The 13,746-nt window shown below is 61.8% G+C and carries 15 protein-coding genes and 1 tRNA gene; 8 read left to right on the forward strand and 8 right to left on the reverse strand.

Annotation, left to right across the window (positions count from 1 at the left end):
- The first annotated feature begins 41 nt into the window (after positions 1-41).
- Positions 42-377 (forward strand): helix-turn-helix domain-containing protein, encoded by a 336-nt coding sequence (locus tag E8E78_RS27850; protein WP_016488623.1) that lies wholly within the window; start codon positions 42-44, stop codon positions 375-377.
- A 132-nt stretch (positions 378-509) separates the two neighbouring features.
- On the opposite strand, the gene mqo is transcribed toward E8E78_RS27850, so the two are convergent.
- The gene (mqo, locus tag E8E78_RS27855) at positions 510-2,147 is read right to left on the reverse strand and encodes a malate dehydrogenase (quinone) (RefSeq protein WP_016498351.1); all 1,638 of its coding nucleotides are present in this window, start codon (positions 2,145-2,147) and stop codon (positions 510-512) included.
- Between the two features lie 332 nt (positions 2,148-2,479).
- Between mqo and E8E78_RS27860 the strand changes: the two genes are divergently transcribed.
- From E8E78_RS27860 to E8E78_RS27870, 3 genes are all read left to right on the forward strand, one after another.
- On the forward strand, positions 2,480-3,010 hold the full coding sequence (locus E8E78_RS27860; protein ID WP_049278132.1) for a sigma-70 family RNA polymerase sigma factor: 531 nt from the start codon (positions 2,480-2,482) through the stop codon (positions 3,008-3,010).
- Positions 3,011-3,014: 4 nt separating this feature from the next.
- Complete coding sequence (locus E8E78_RS27865) at positions 3,015-3,980, forward strand: FecR domain-containing protein (RefSeq protein WP_049278129.1); 966 nt, start codon at positions 3,015-3,017, stop codon at positions 3,978-3,980.
- Between the two features lie 272 nt (positions 3,981-4,252).
- The gene (locus E8E78_RS27870) at positions 4,253-6,694 is read left to right on the forward strand and encodes a TonB-dependent siderophore receptor (protein ID WP_049278127.1); all 2,442 of its coding nucleotides are present in this window, start codon (positions 4,253-4,255) and stop codon (positions 6,692-6,694) included.
- 88 nt (positions 6,695-6,782) lie between these two features.
- Here E8E78_RS27870 and E8E78_RS27875 read toward each other — a convergent pair whose 3' ends face one another.
- Positions 6,783-6,974 carry a YhfL family protein gene (locus tag E8E78_RS27875; RefSeq protein ID WP_003254720.1) on the reverse strand — a complete coding sequence of 64 codons (192 nt, stop codon included), beginning with the start codon at positions 6,972-6,974 and terminating at the stop codon, positions 6,783-6,785.
- A 189-nt stretch (positions 6,975-7,163) separates the two neighbouring features.
- On the opposite strand from E8E78_RS27875, the gene E8E78_RS27880 reads away from it, so the two are divergent.
- Positions 7,164-7,781, forward strand: coding sequence for a LysE family transporter (locus E8E78_RS27880; RefSeq protein WP_049278125.1), 618 nt, complete (start codon positions 7,164-7,166; stop codon positions 7,779-7,781).
- 25 nt (positions 7,782-7,806) lie between these two features.
- Here E8E78_RS27880 and E8E78_RS27885 read toward each other — a convergent pair whose 3' ends face one another.
- Positions 7,807-8,064 carry a hypothetical protein gene (locus E8E78_RS27885; RefSeq protein ID WP_053092300.1) on the reverse strand — a complete coding sequence of 86 codons (258 nt, stop codon included), beginning with the start codon at positions 8,062-8,064 and terminating at the stop codon, positions 7,807-7,809.
- Between the two features lie 269 nt (positions 8,065-8,333).
- On the opposite strand from E8E78_RS27885, the gene E8E78_RS27890 reads away from it, so the two are divergent.
- Positions 8,334-8,606 carry a DUF3077 domain-containing protein gene (locus E8E78_RS27890; protein WP_049278123.1) on the forward strand — a complete coding sequence of 91 codons (273 nt, stop codon included), beginning with the start codon at positions 8,334-8,336 and terminating at the stop codon, positions 8,604-8,606.
- A 53-nt stretch (positions 8,607-8,659) separates the two neighbouring features.
- Here E8E78_RS27890 and E8E78_RS27895 read toward each other — a convergent pair.
- The 5 genes from E8E78_RS27895 to dapA form a co-directional block, all read right to left on the reverse strand.
- A tRNA-Ser gene (locus tag E8E78_RS27895) sits at positions 8,660-8,749 on the reverse strand.
- Between the two features lie 91 nt (positions 8,750-8,840).
- The gene (purC, locus tag E8E78_RS27900; protein ID WP_016498342.1) at positions 8,841-9,551 is read right to left on the reverse strand and encodes a phosphoribosylaminoimidazolesuccinocarboxamide synthase; all 711 of its coding nucleotides are present in this window, start codon (positions 9,549-9,551) and stop codon (positions 8,841-8,843) included.
- 30 nt (positions 9,552-9,581) lie between these two features.
- Positions 9,582-10,340, reverse strand: coding sequence for an MBL fold metallo-hydrolase (locus E8E78_RS27905; RefSeq protein ID WP_016488635.1), 759 nt, complete (start codon positions 10,338-10,340; stop codon positions 9,582-9,584).
- Positions 10,341-11,462, reverse strand: coding sequence for an outer membrane protein assembly factor BamC (gene bamC, locus E8E78_RS27910; protein WP_049278120.1), 1,122 nt, complete (start codon positions 11,460-11,462; stop codon positions 10,341-10,343).
- A 15-nt stretch (positions 11,463-11,477) separates the two neighbouring features.
- Positions 11,478-12,365: a 4-hydroxy-tetrahydrodipicolinate synthase gene (dapA, locus tag E8E78_RS27915; protein WP_016498340.1), complete on the reverse strand. Its 888-nt coding sequence runs from the start codon at positions 12,363-12,365 to the stop codon at positions 11,478-11,480.
- A gap of 259 nt (positions 12,366-12,624) precedes the next feature.
- Here dapA and E8E78_RS27920 point away from each other — a divergent pair, with 259 nt between their 5' ends.
- Both E8E78_RS27920 and E8E78_RS27925 read left to right on the forward strand, forming a co-directional pair.
- Complete coding sequence (locus tag E8E78_RS27920; RefSeq protein ID WP_016488638.1) at positions 12,625-13,188, forward strand: glycine cleavage system protein R; 564 nt, start codon at positions 12,625-12,627, stop codon at positions 13,186-13,188.
- Positions 13,189-13,199: 11 nt separating this feature from the next.
- On the forward strand, positions 13,200-13,673 hold the full coding sequence (locus E8E78_RS27925; RefSeq protein ID WP_049278119.1) for a peroxiredoxin: 474 nt from the start codon (positions 13,200-13,202) through the stop codon (positions 13,671-13,673).
- Positions 13,674-13,746: the final 73 nt, after the last annotated feature.

Here is a 13,746-nt window from a genome sequence, read left to right on the forward strand (position 1 = left end):
CCGGGTTCATCTGAATACTGTTGTTCGATCATAATCGAACTATGGCAATTAGTGAAACCCCCGTTATCATGTCGGCCATGCGAGCCTATAAACATCCCAACGCTGAAGACCTGATCCTTGAACGCCTGCTCTATGCGCTCAGCGACCCCGTGCGCCTGGAAATCGTCCGCCACCTGGCCGGCGTTGCCGAGGCCAGCTGTGGCGAGCTGGACGGGGGGCGGCCCAAGTCGAGCATGTCGCACCACTTCCGCGTGCTACGTGATGCGGGGTTGGTGCATACCCGCAATGTGGGGACGACCCATATGAATTCATTGCGCAGCGAAATGCTGGGCGAGCGGTTTCCCGGGCTGCTGGAGTGCATCCTGCGCCAAAGATGATTTTGCCGCAGGCCCCGGGGGTATTGATGAGCCCGTGGGCCCATCAATACGTCGAACCGCCGCTCAAAGGCCCGAACAGGCAAAAAAAAACCACGAGGTTTACCCCGTGGCTTCTTTCACGACAATGGCCGATTACAGCGCCATGTCGTTCTCAGGCTTGCTTTCAACCGGCTCGCTGGCCGCGCCACCGAAATCGACGCTGGCGTCGATCACTGGCGGTTTCTCCAGCTGCAGTACTTCAGCGGTATAGTTCCACTCTTTCTGGGTGGCCGCCGCCGAATCGTTCAGCTTGGTGCCGTAGCTCGGCACGATCTGCTTGATCTTGGCCTGCCACTCTGGGGTAGCGACCTTTTCCTTGAACACGGTTTCCAGCACGGTCAGCATGATCGGCGCAGCAGTCGAAGCACCTGGCGATGCACCCAGCAGGCCGGCAATGGTACGGTCTTCGGACGCGACCACTTCGGTGCCCAGCTTCAGCACGCCGCCCTTCTCGGCATCACGCTTGATGATCTGCACACGCTGGCCGGCCTGCCACAGGCGCCAGTCTTCCTTCTTGGCATTCGGGAAGTAGGTGCGCAGGGCTTCGAAGCGGTCATCGTCAGACAGCATCAGCTGGCCAGCGAGGTACTCCACCAGCGGGTACTGCTCGATACCGACCTTGGTCATCGGCCACACGTTGTGGGTGGTGGTGCTGCTCAGCAGGTCCAGGTACGAGCCGTTCTTCAGGAACTTGGTCGAGAAGGTGGCAAATGGGCCAAACAGGATCACGCGCTTGCCGTCCAGCACGCGGGTGTCCAGGTGCGGTACCGACATGGGTGGCGCGCCAGTCGAGGCAATGCCGTAGGCCTTGGCCATGTGCTGCATCGCAATGGTCGGATTCTCGGTCACCAGGAACGAGCCACCCACCGGGAAGCCTGCGTATTCCTTGGCTTCAGGAATACCCGACTTCTGCAGCAGCTTCAGTGCGCCGCCGCCGGCACCGATGAACAGGAACTTGGCATCGGTAGCCGATTCGGTACCGTCCTTCAGGTTCTTGTACTCGACGTGCCAAGAGCCGTCCTTGTTGCGGGTGATGTCCTGCACTTCGCTGGACAGCTTCAGGTCGAACTTGTCCTGGGTCTTCAGGTGGCCGACCATCTGGCGGGTGATCTCGCCGAAGTTGACGTCGGTGCCGATTGGCGTCCAGGTCACGGCCAGCTTCTGGTTCGGGTCGCGCCCTTCCATCATCAACGGGACCCACTTGGCGATCTGCGCGTGGTCCTCGGAGTACTGCATCGGGCGGAACAGCGGGCTGGCCTGCAGCGCGTCGTAACGCTTTTTCAGGAACTTGATGTTGTCATCGCCCCACACGAAGCTCATGTGCGGAGTGGTGTTGATGAACGAGTGCGGGTTCTTCAGCACGCCCTGGCGAACCTGCCAGGCCCAGAATTGACGGGAGATCTGGAAGGCTTCGTTGATTTCGATGGCCTTGGAGATATTGACGTTGCCGTCTTTGTCTTCCGGGGTGTAGTTCAGCTCGGCCAGCGCGGAGTGGCCGGTACCGGCGTTGTTCCAGCCGTTGGAGCTTTCTTCAGCCACGCCGTCCAGGCGCTCGACCATTTCCATCGACCAGCTTGGCTCCAGCTCGTGCAGCCACACAGCCAGGGTGGAGCTCATGATGCCGCCGCCGACCAGCAGCACATCTACTTTTTTGGTTTCTGCGGCGTGCGCTTGCATGAAGCTCGCAGCGACAGCCAGACCCAGCAAGGTCTTGCCAGCTTTCTTGAACATTGATCTATTCCAGTCAGGAGAACGGAGGGAGGGCCTGTGGCTGGCCCAGGTGTTCCGTGTTCTTCAGCGCAGGCTTGTTGTTGATCATTGTTCGGCAGCCAGAGAACCAGAAAACGACTCGGCCTTTTGTCGAATTGACCGACAGGGCTGAATCGTTTTTCTGATTGTATCCGAAATGCCAGCGCAAACAAATTGCCGGTCCTCGCGTCAAGGTGACGGGTTGTCCCAGGGTATACCCGCAAGCTTTGCAGTGATTGCAGTATTCTCTCGGCGCCCCTACTATTGCGATCATTTCTCATTCGCACCATTATGCGCTCGCGCCGGATGCCGCCGTGGTTTCGATCCCAGAGCTGAACACCTCGCTCCATACCCTGTACCACAGCCACTCGCGCTGGTTGCTCGGCGTTCTGTACCGCCGCCTGGGCAGCCGCTGCGATGCCGCGGACCTTGTGCAGGACACCTTCGTGCGCATCCTCAACCGCCCAAGGCAGTTCGACGGTGCACGCGGCGAGCGCTCGTACCTGGCGACCATTGCCCGCGGCCTGTGCGTGGACCACTGGCGCCGGCAAAAGCTTGAACAGGCCTGGTTGCAGCAATTGGCCTTGCAGCCCGAGGCACTACAGCCCTCCCCCGAACAGCGCGCGATCATTGTCGAGACCCTGCACGAGGTGGACGCCATGCTGCTGCGTTTGCCGAGCAAGGTGCGCCAGGCATTCCTGCTGGCGCAGATCGATGGCCTGGCCTACCGCGATATCGCCGCGCACATTGGCGTGAGCGAACGCATGATCAAGAAATACCTGGCCCAGGCTTTTCTGCATTGCGCCATTCTTGAAGCCGAACTCGACGGCTTGCTGGTGGAGTGACGCCATGACCGCGCCCGCGCAAAAACTCAGCCACGCCAGCCTGCAGCAGGCCGCGCACTGGTACGTGCAGTTGCAGGACGAAAACGCCGCACCGCAGTTGCACACGCAGTGGCAACACTGGTTTGACCAGCACGGCGACCATCAGGCGGCCTGGCACTATGTGCAACGGGTCGGCCAGCGGTTTGCCCCGTTGCAAGCCGAAGGCGCAGCGGCGGGCCGGGCACTGCGCGAGCACGACGCACGTCGCTTTAGCCGGCGCACCGGGCTCAAGTCGCTGCTGGTGCTTGGTGCTGGCTCCCTGCTTGGCTGGCGGGCGTGGCACGGTGCCCCGTTATCGGGCTGGGATGCCGACATGGCCACCGGCATCGGTGAAATCCGCGAAACCCGCCTGGCCGATGGCAGCCAGTTGTGGCTGGGGGCGCAAAGTGCTGTGGACCTGGAATTCTCCACACTCAGCCGGGTACTGAAGCTGCGCTTTGGCGAGCTGCTGGTGGAAACCGCCCACGATCCGCGCCGCCCGTTCTTCGTCGACACAGCACAAGGGCGCATGCAGGCGCTGGGCACGCGCTTTGCGGTGTGCCAGCAGGGGGAGCGCACCAGGCTGGATGTGTACGCGGGCGCCGTGGAGGTGTGCACGGCTCAAAGCGGTGAGCGCTGCATCGTGGCGGCGGGCCAGCAAGTGGACTTCAGCGCCCGGGGCATCAGCAACGCCCGCCCGGCGCAAAGCGCGGGCGAGTCGTGGATTTATCAACGTCTCAATGCCGAAGACATGCCATTGGCGCATTTGCTGCAAACGCTGGGGCGCTATCGCCACGGGCACCTGGGTTGGCACCCGAATGTCGCCAAACTGTCGGTGATGGGTGCCTTCCCGCTCAACGATACCGACCGCGCACTGGCCTTGTTGCAAGCGGCGTTGCCGGTGCGGGTGCAGCGGCTGACGCCCTGGTGGGTCACAGTCGAGCCAGCCTGATTGGCACCTATTTCAAGGCAAACACAAGCCCTGTAGGAGCAGCCTTGGGCTGCGAAGAGGCCGGTAAGGCTAAAGATTATCTTTGGCTGCAGTGGCCTCTTCGCAGCACAAGGCTGCTCCTACACAGGGACGCGGAAGCCTGAGTGATGGTGCTACCCACGTACATCCGCGCCAACCCATAAAAATCTGCCAAACCAGTTCCCTTTTTCCAATCTCGTTCGGTTAACCCGGCATAGCCCTCCCAACTCACCCTTTCGATCCCAGAGACCAGCATGCCGACGCCCTTCCACCCCGCGCTTCGCCTGGCACTTGCCGCGCCCCTCTCGCTGTGTGCCGCCGCCCCACTGCTGTTGCCCGCCAGCCAGGCCCACGCCGAACAGGCGGCCAGCGCCGAAACCCGCTTCAACATCGCACCCGGCTCGCTCACCAGTGCCCTCAACCAGTTCAGCAGCCAGGCCGGCATCTACCTGGCCGGCAGCAACGAACTGGCCGCCGGCAAGACCAGCCCGGGGCTGCAAGGCCACTACAGCGTCGCCCAAGGCTTGGCCCGGCTGCTGCAGGGCAGCGGCCTGCAAGCCGTGCCCCAAGGCAGCGCGGGTTATGTGCTGCAACCGCTTGCCGATGGCACCGCCCTGCAACTGGATGCCACGTCGATCAACGCCGCTACCCTGCTCGCCAGCAACGGCCAGGGCGATAGCGGCTACCGCGCCGTCGCCAGTGCCACCGCCAGCAAAACCAGCAGCGCCCTGGCCGACACCCCGCGCTCGGTTTCGGTGGTAACCCGCCAGCGCATGGATGACCAGCAATCGCAAACCCTCACCGAGGTGCTGGGCTATGTACCAGGTATTTTCTCACCGCCGTTTGCCGGCGGTGATGGCCAAGCGGGTGACCTGTTCTTCATCCGTGGCTTCAACGCCACCGACTATGGCTATGGCCTGCTGCGCGATGGCTTGCGGGTGCAGGGCAACCGGTATGACACCAGCAGCGAGCCCTACGGCCTGGAGCGGGTGGAAGTGTTCCGCGGCCCGACTTCGATCCTGTATGGCGAAAACGCCCCGGGTGGTGTGGTCAACCTGGTCAGCAAACGGCCTACTGCCGACGCGCGCGGCGAAGTGCAACTGAGCTACGGCTCGCACAACCGCCGCCAGTTGGGCGTCGACGTTTCCGGCCCGCTGACCGATGAGGGCAATGTTCTCGGCCGCCTGGTGATGATGGGCCGCAAGTCCGACACCCAGGTCGACCATCAGCCCGATGACCGCATGTACATCGCGCCATCGCTGACCTTGAACTTCGACGACTTCAACAGCCTGACCCTGCTGGCCACCTACCAGCGCGACCGCACCTTGATGGAGCTTGGTTACCCGGCCGCTGGCACCCTGCTGCGCAACCCCAACGGCAAGATCGACAAGGACCAGTTGTCCGGCAACCCGGACTGGGACAACTTCGAACGGGAAACCTGGAGCCTGGGCTACGAGTTCAGCCACCGCTTCAACGACACCTGGCAGTTCCGCCAGAACTCGCGCTACATGCAGTCGCGCATCGACCGCCAGGAAACGTGGCCAGGCAGCCTGAACAACGGCGGCTTCGGCACCACCCTGAGCAACACGGCCTACGACCGCTACAACAAGTCCATCGCCTACTCGCTGGACAACCAGTTCGAAGGCCACTTCACCAGCGGCGCGTTCGACCATACCTTCCTGATCGGAGCAAGCCTGGACCGCACGTCGTTCAACCAGGATTGGGACGCGGGCAATGGCGGCACCATCAATGTGTTCAACCCGGCCTGGAACGGCAAGCCAAGCACGCCCCTGCATGTGCAGAACGCCTTGCTCGATCAGACCATGTACGGCCTCTACAGCCAGCTGCAAACCAAGGTGGACAACTGGGTGCTGCTGTTGGGCGGGCGACTGGACCGGGTCAACAGCCAGTTCCGCAACAAAGCCGGCACCCTTAACGCACAAGCCGACATGAACAGTTGGGACAGCAAGTTCACCTGGCAGACCGGGGTGATGTACCAGTTTGAAAACGGCCTGTCGCCGTACTTCAGCTACTCCACCGCTTTTGCCCCGACCCAGCAGACCGAAAGCAAGAGCGGCCCGCTGGACCCGACTACCAGCGAGCAGTACGAAGTGGGTATCAAGTACGAGCCCACAGGCTGGAACACCGCCTTCACCGCATCGGTGTACGACCTGCGCAAGAAGGACGATGTGCTGTTCGATTCCGCCGTGGGTGACTATCGCCAGATCGGTGCCAGCCGGGCCAAGGGCGTGGAGCTGGAACTTAACAGCGACCTGAGCGAAAACCTCAACCTCACCGCCGCCTACACCTACACCGATTCGCGCATTACCAAGGACGTGGCCGGGTCGCTGTATGAAGACCACCAGATGACCGGCGTGCCACGCAACCAGGCGTCGGTGTGGAGCACATATCGCTTCCGTGACGGCCTGCTCAAAGGCTTGCAGATCGGTGGCGGCGTGCGCCACTTCGACAGTACCTTCGCCTATACCCCGGCAAGCCTGTACGGCAAGCTGGATACCGGTGACGTGACGCTGGTGGATGCAAAGGTGGGCTATGAAATCGACGAAAACTGGTCGGTCGAAGTCAACGCCCGCAACCTGTTCGACAAAGAGTATGTGGCAGGCTGCAACAACGCCGGCCGTTGCTACTGGGGTGAAGAGCGCACGCTGCTGGGAACCGTGTCGCTGCGCTGGTAAGTGGCCCACAAACAAAAGCCCCCGGCCATTTACATGACCGGGGGCCTTGGATCACGTCGCAAGCGTCGCGATCAGGGTACCGCCAAGATTACTGCTGCTGAGGCAGTTTATCGATCGGGCCGCAGCCACCGATGATCTTGGAGATGGAAACCGAAGGGTGGAACAGGTAGTCGTAAGTGCAGTTTTTCGGTTGGTTGTAAACTTGGCCAGTGCAACCCGACAGCAGGGCAACACCCGAGACAACAGCAACGGCTACGGTGGCCTTGAACAGCTTTTTCATACAAAGTCCTTTAAATGAATCATCTTCGGCCATCTTCTGATGGCCGCGGGATGATACAGACTCTACCCATTGGATCCAAGTCGTACCTGGCACAAGTTCGTTGTAATTGTGCAACAACAGGTTGAAAAGCGCGCCTTTGGCGACGATAGTTCAGGGCACTGCCTTCGCCATGCTCAACAGGAACTCACCATGCTCGGCGTCACCGACTACGGCGCATTCGTCATCGCCTTCATCATTCTGCTGGCCATCCCCGGCCCGGGCAATTTTGCCTTGATCACCGCCACCGGCAAGGGCGGTATCAAGGCAGGCCTGGCTGCGACACTTGGGGTGATCGTGGGTGACCAGGTGCTGCTGTGGCTGGCAGTAGCGGGCGTCGCCACCCTGCTGGCCACCTACCCTACGGCTTTCCACATGGTGCAATGGGCCGGCGCTGCGTACCTGGCTTACCTGGGCCTGCGCATGCTCCTGAGCAAACCCGGTGGTGCTGCCCACGCCTGCCGCATGGACAACGGCCAGTACCTGCGCCAGACCATGATGATCACCCTGCTCAACCCCAAGGCGATCATGTTCTACATGGCGTTTTTCCCGCTGTTCGTCGACCCGGTGAAGCACCAGGGGCTGGTGACGTTCGGTTTCATGGCTGCGACGGTGGCGGTGGTGACCTTCGCGTATGGGCTGATTGCCGTGGTGCTGACCCATCAGCTGGCTGAACGCATGCGCGCCAACCCACGAATCAGTCATCTGTTCGAGCGGCTGGCAGGGGCTTGTCTGGTAGGGTTTGGTATCAAGTTGGCGGCGATGCGCTGAGCAAGGCCGCGGCACAGTTTGTGGGTCAACTCTGGCGACGCATGAACTCTGCAAAAAGCGGTACGGTGGGATCCAGCACACCATGATCGGTGCTGTAGGCCATGCCTTTGGCGATGACCTTGGCTCTTATGGGGCCAAGTGACGATTGGGTTCGGCCCATGGCCTTGGCGATATCACCTACCGCATAAGGCCCATCGCCAAGCTCCGACACAGCTCTGGCGAAAAGCACTTCGGTAGGTTTCAACTGGTCGATACGCCCCCTGAAGAAACCTGCATCCAGCAAAGCCAGGGTTTCCGAGTAGAATTGAACGACATCATCCAGCGATATCTCTGGCCCCTCGGCACAGTTCCACGCCGTGGACGCTCACTCTTGTAAAAAGATTCCTCTTCCGGCGACTCGACCTTGGAGACCAGCAAGCCCGCTTGCTCTTCGCGGCTAAAGCCGCTCCCACAGGGTTATCTCCGCCCTCAGGCACTGCACAGCACCTGTGGGAGCGGGTTCACCCGCGAAGAGGCCAGCCCAGGCAACCCAGAACCCAGGGAAACAAATCAATGCCCACCGACAACACACAAGAACCCGCCACAGTCGGCAAGACCTGTTTCTACCAAGGCGAAAACCACACCCACCCGCTGTTCCGCATCGAACCCGGCATCCCCTGCCAGGAAGCCCGCGAACAGGCCTCCGAACTGATGGGCTACGTGCGCGACCTGATCATCACCGGCCTGATGGACGGCGACCAGAAACTGATTTGGGCCTCGCACTACCTCAGCGCGATGGCCAAGGCGCTGCTGGATGATGCTGAATTAGGAATGATGAAAAAGTAAGGCACAACGAAAAAGCCCCTGAAAGCTTTCGCTTTCAGGGGCTTGATCTTGTATGGCGGAGAGATAGGGATTTGAACCCTAGGTACTGTTGCCAGTACAACGGATTTCGAATCCGTCCCGTTCGACCACTCCGGCATCTCTCCAATGCCGCGCATCATACCAGCGTTCTTTTAAAACGCAAACCTTTTTTTAAAAAAAATCGCGTGGTATCAGACGCTTGCGTGAACGCGCCGCTTACAGCGGCACGCCCAGGCGCTTGGCAACTTCTTCGTAGGCTTCGATCACGTCGCCCAGGCCCTGACGGAAGCGGTCCTTGTCCATCTTCTTGCGGGTTTCTTTGTCCCACAGGCGGCAGCCGTCCGGGCTGAACTCGTCGCCCAGCACGATCTGGCCGTGGAATACGCCGAACTCCAGCTTGAAGTCGACCAGCAGCAGGCCAGCGTCATCGAACAGCTTGGTCAGCACCTCGTTGACCTTCAGCGACAGCTTTTTCATTTCGACCAGCTGCTCGGCGGTGCCCCAGCCGAACGCGACAACGTGGGATTCGTTGATGAAGGGGTCGCCCTTCTCGTCGTTCTTCAGGAACAGTTCGAAGGTGGACGGCTCCAGCTTGATGCCCTCCTCCACGCCCAGGCGCTTGACCAGGCTGCCGGCAGCGTAGTTACGCACTACGCATTCGACCGGGATCATGTCCAGCTTCTTCACCAGGCACTCGTTGTCGCCCAGCAGCTTGTCGAACTGGGTCGGCACGCCGGCTTCTTCCAGTTTCTGCATGATGAAGGCGTTGAACTTGTTGTTCACCGTGCCTTTGCGGTCGAGTTGTTCGATGCGCTTGCCGTCGAACGCCGAAGTGTCGTTACGGAACAGCAGGATCAAGCGGTCGGCGTCGTCGGTCTTGTAAACCGATTTGGCCTTGCCGCGGTAGAGTTCGTCGCGTTTTTCCATGATTGGGCTCCGCTTGCTTGAGGTGTTGGGCTAGGCGATTTCGCGCCAGTCGAGCCCGTGTTCCTGATTCGCCACCTGGAGCCAGTCCGGGTCGCACCCTAAGGTGTCGACGAAGCACTGGCGGGCCAAGTGTGGCAGGTTGTTCTTGCTGCTGAGGTGGGCCAGCACCAGGTGTTGCAGGTTGCTCCAGCCCAACTCGTGCACCAGGCGCGCGGCCTGGTGATTGTTCAAATGCCCTTGCATGCCGCCTACCCGCTGCTTCAGGAAGACCGGGTAGTGACCGCGTGCCAGCAGGTCGCGGCAGTGGTTGGCCTCGATCAGCAGTGCATCCAGGCCCTGGTAACGTTCCAGCAACAGTGCGTCGTACGAGCCCAGGTCGGTCAGCATGCCGAAGCGCCGCTGGCCGTCACTGATCACGTATTGCAGCGGCTCGTAGGCGTCGTGCTCGACCCGCGCTGCGGTCACTTCCAGGCTGCCGATACGCAGGCTTTGGCCACACGCGAGAAAACCGGCCACCTCCACCGGCTTGCGCATGCCGCGCAAAGTCCCTTGGCTGAGGTAGACCGGTACATTGTAGCGCCGTGACAGCAAGCCGACCCCATGCACGTGGTCGGCATGTTCGTGGGTGACCAGTACCGCGCTGAGCTGGGCCGCCGAAACGCCGAGCAGCGCCAGGCGCCGCTCGGTTTCACGCAGGGAAAAGCCGCAATCGACCAGGATGAACGTGTCACCACTGGCGATCAGCGTGCCGTTCCCTTGGCTGCCGCTTCCGAGTACCGCGAAGCGCACTTAGCCCAGGTGGTCCTGAATGGCGCTCAGCACGCGGCGGGCGACATCGGCCGGAGCCACGGTGTTGATGTTTTTCTCGACCGTGACCTGCACGCTCTCACCCACCTTGCTCAGGCGAACCTGATAGCGCTCGGCACGGGCTTCACGCTCTTCCTTGGTCGGCTCGCTGCCGAACATGCGGCCGAAGAAGCCAGGCTGGTTCTGCTTGTCGTCAGGCTTTTCCGACAGGTTGATGTAGTACAGGCCCAGGCTGCGGTTGATGTCTTCGACACGCCACTCGCCACCCTGCTCCAGGGCACGGCCCACGCCAGACCAGGCGCGATCCAGGTCGGAGCCCAGGTACAGCACCGGGTTGCCGCTGCCGTCTTCGCTCAGGCTGACGCGGCTTGGCGCGTCGAAATCGCGCGCGGCCAACAGTGACACCGAACCGCCTTTCTCGGCGCTGCGGTTCATGCTGGCAAGCATTTCGTCGACCAGCAGGGCATCGGCGCCGGTGTTGCTGGACGTGGACGGGAACCCTGGCTCGACAGTGCTGCCGGCCGGGCGCTCGACGCTGACCACGTACACCTCGGAGGTGTTGCGCTGCACGCCAGGCTCCATGCGCACACGGACGCGCACTTCGCTGTCACCGCTGCTGGCGGTGCTGGCCAGGCGCTGGCCAAGCGATGCCGACAGTTCGTCGAAACGCTGCCAGGTGGTGTTGAATTCACCGGTCTGCGGGCGCTCTTCAGCAATGCGGAAGCCATTATCCTCGAAGAACTGGCGGGCCACTGGCCACACCTCGGCAGGCGAATGCTGGGCCAGTACCCAACGGCTGCTGCCGCTGCGCTGCAGGCTATAGTCGGTTACCTGGGCGGCGCCACCGGTCAACGGCTGCGGGCGCGGCACTTCGAACTCGCCAGCGACGTTGTCGTCAGCGACGTTACGCGGGATCGGCAGCAGCGGGTCAAGGCGTTTGACGTTGCTAGCGTCCGGCGGCAGTTGCATCGGCGCGGTCGGATGCGCCTGCAGGTAATCGCTGCCGCGGTCGCGGAAATAGCCATCCTCGCCCCACAGCCAGCCACACCCACTGGTGCTGGAGATAATCAGGGCAAGGGCGGAAAGACCAGCCAATCGCTTCATGCGGTGTACTTCCTCTTAAACCAGTACGCCGGACTGGCGCAAGGCAGTACGGACTTTTTCGTGGCAGCCTTCGCTCAGCCAGGTCAGTGGCAGGCGAATACCTTTTTGCATCAAGCCCATTTCGACGAGCGCCCATTTCACCGGGATCGGGTTGGCTTCGCAGAAGAGGTCTTTGTGCAGCGGCATGAGTTTTTCGTTGATCGCGCGGGCCTTCTCGGCATCGCCCGCAAGGGCGGCCTCGCACAGATCGGCCATTTCGCGCGGGGCGACGTTGGCAGTAACAGAGATGTTGCCCTTGCCGCCCATCAGGATCAGCTCGACGGCAGTCGGGTCATCGCCGGACAGAACGATGAAGTCCTTGCTGACGCCATCGAGGATGGCCTTGGCGCGGACCAGGTCGCCGGTGGCTTCCTTGATGCCGATGATGTTCGGCACGGTCGACAGGCGGATCACGGTCTCGGCCTGCATGTCGCAGGAGGTGCGGCCGGGTACGTTGTAGAGGATCTGCGGAATGTCGACGGCTTCGGCAATGTGCTTGAAGTGCTGGTACAGGCCTTCTTGCGTCGGCTTGTTGTAGTACGGCACCACCAGCAGGCAGGCGTCGGCACCGGCGCTCTTGGCGTTCTGGGTCAGGTGCACGGCTTCGGCAGTGGAGTTGGCGCCGGTGCCAGCGATGACCGGTACGCTGCGGCTGCTGCGCTTGACGCGCTCGACCACGTGCTTGATGACCAGGATGTGCTCTTCGACATCCAGCGTGGCGGACTCACCGGTGGTGCCGACGGCGACGATCGCATGGGTGCCGTTTTCCAGGTGGAAGTCTACAAGTTTGTCGAGGCTGCCCCAGTCAACACGCCCTTGTGCATCCATGGGTGTGACCAATGCCACCATACTGCCCGCAATCATGTAACTGCTCCTGCCGGAAAAAGAGAGCGGTAATGGTACTGGGGGCATCGACCTTGCACAAGCGAAGCAGGCGGGCGGAGCATTCCCCTCGGCGCCTTATTTCGCTACCCTTGACCCTTTGATCGGTGCAGCGCGGCCCGCCGGGCCGTCGACCTTGCTCCCCGCCAGCGTCCAAGACCTCGCATGCGAGCCCCGGGCCCTGCCGACAGGAGGCTTTTGACCGTCCTGCACCGACCGCTCATCGCTTTAGGAATGCTGCATGTCCACCCCCACCACTGTCCGCGAACAATTCCTTGTCATCAGTGCCCTGGGACCGAATCCCATGGAGCTGGCCAACGTCCTCAGCCGCGCCGCCTTCGAAAACCGCTGCGCGGTGGTCACCTCGCGCCTGAGCCGCCATGGCGAGACCAGCGCCCTGGTGCTGCAGGTAGGCGGCAGCTGGGACGCCCTGGCGCGCCTCGAATCCACCCTGCCGGGCCTGGGCAAGAAGCACGGCCTGACCCTGGACGTGGTGCGCAGCGCCGACCAGGAAGTGCGCCCGCAGGCCCTGCCGTACGTGGCTTATGTCAGTGCCGCCTACCGCCCGGACATCATCAACGAGCTGTGCCAGTTCTTCCTCGATCACCGCGTCGAGCTTGAAGCCATGACCTGCGACACCTACCTGGCGCCGCAGACCGGCAGCAGCATGCTCAACGCCCAATTCACGGTGATCTTGCCGGCCGGCACCCAGATCAGCTGGCTACGTGACCAGTTCCTGGACTTTGCCGACGCCCTCAACCTCGATGCGCTGATCGAGCCTTGGCGTCCACAGAACCCAATGTAAGGAAACCGACCATGGCTGTAGCACTCGACCAACCCGTTGCCGACTTCCAGGCCCAGGCCACCAGCGGGCAAACCGTCAGCCTGGCCGAGCTCAAAGGCCAGCAAGTGGTGATGTACTTCTACCCGAAGGACAGCACGCCGGGCTGCACCACCGAAGGCCAGGGGTTCCGTGACCATCACGACGCCTTTGCCGCAGCCAACACCGTGGTGTTCGGGGTATCGCGCGATGGCATCAAGTCGCACGAGAACTTCAAGGCCAAGCAAGGCTTCCCGTTCGAGCTGATCAGCGACAAGGACGAGGCCCTGTGCCAGCTGTTCGACGTGATCAAGCTGAAGAAGCTGTACGGCAAGGAATACATGGGCGTTGACCGCAGCACCTTCCTGATCGACAAGGACGGTGTGCTGCGCCAGGAATGGCGCGGGGTTAAGGTGCCTGGGCATGTGGATGCCGTGCTGGCTGCTGCCCAGGCCTTGGACAAGGCTTGAAATTGATGGGGCTGCTTTGCAGCCCATTCGCAGCACAAGGCTGCTCCTACAGGGGCTGCGCATGACTTTACAA

The organism is Pseudomonas sp. BN505, assembly GCF_029873175.1.
Classification (GTDB): domain Bacteria; phylum Pseudomonadota; class Gammaproteobacteria; order Pseudomonadales; family Pseudomonadaceae; genus Aquipseudomonas; species Aquipseudomonas putida.

Bases quoted from the DNA above. Each gene is read 5' to 3' on its own strand.
- E8E78_RS27920 (WP_016488638.1), top strand. From the start codon at position 12,625: ATGTCCACCCCCACCACTGTCCGCGAACAATTCCTTGTCATCAGTGCC.
- E8E78_RS27850 (WP_016488623.1), top strand. From the start codon at position 42: ATGGCAATTAGTGAAACCCCCGTTATCATGTCGGCCATGCGAGCCTAT.
- E8E78_RS27880 (WP_049278125.1), top strand. From the start codon at position 7,164: ATGCTCGGCGTCACCGACTACGGCGCATTCGTCATCGCCTTCATCATT.
- E8E78_RS27865 (WP_049278129.1), top strand. From the start codon at position 3,015: ATGACCGCGCCCGCGCAAAAACTCAGCCACGCCAGCCTGCAGCAGGCC.
- purC (WP_016498342.1), bottom strand. From the start codon at position 9,551: ATGGAAAAACGCGACGAACTCTACCGCGGCAAGGCCAAATCGGTTTAC.
- E8E78_RS27875 (WP_003254720.1), bottom strand. From the start codon at position 6,974: ATGAAAAAGCTGTTCAAGGCCACCGTAGCCGTTGCTGTTGTCTCGGGT.
- E8E78_RS27890 (WP_049278123.1), top strand. From the start codon at position 8,334: ATGCCCACCGACAACACACAAGAACCCGCCACAGTCGGCAAGACCTGT.
- mqo (WP_016498351.1), bottom strand. From the start codon at position 2,147: ATGTTCAAGAAAGCTGGCAAGACCTTGCTGGGTCTGGCTGTCGCTGCG.
- E8E78_RS27870 (WP_049278127.1), top strand. From the start codon at position 4,253: ATGCCGACGCCCTTCCACCCCGCGCTTCGCCTGGCACTTGCCGCGCCC.
- bamC (WP_049278120.1), bottom strand. From the start codon at position 11,462: ATGAAGCGATTGGCTGGTCTTTCCGCCCTTGCCCTGATTATCTCCAGC.
- dapA (WP_016498340.1), bottom strand. From the start codon at position 12,365: ATGATTGCGGGCAGTATGGTGGCATTGGTCACACCCATGGATGCACAA.
- E8E78_RS27925 (WP_049278119.1), top strand. From the start codon at position 13,200: ATGGCTGTAGCACTCGACCAACCCGTTGCCGACTTCCAGGCCCAGGCC.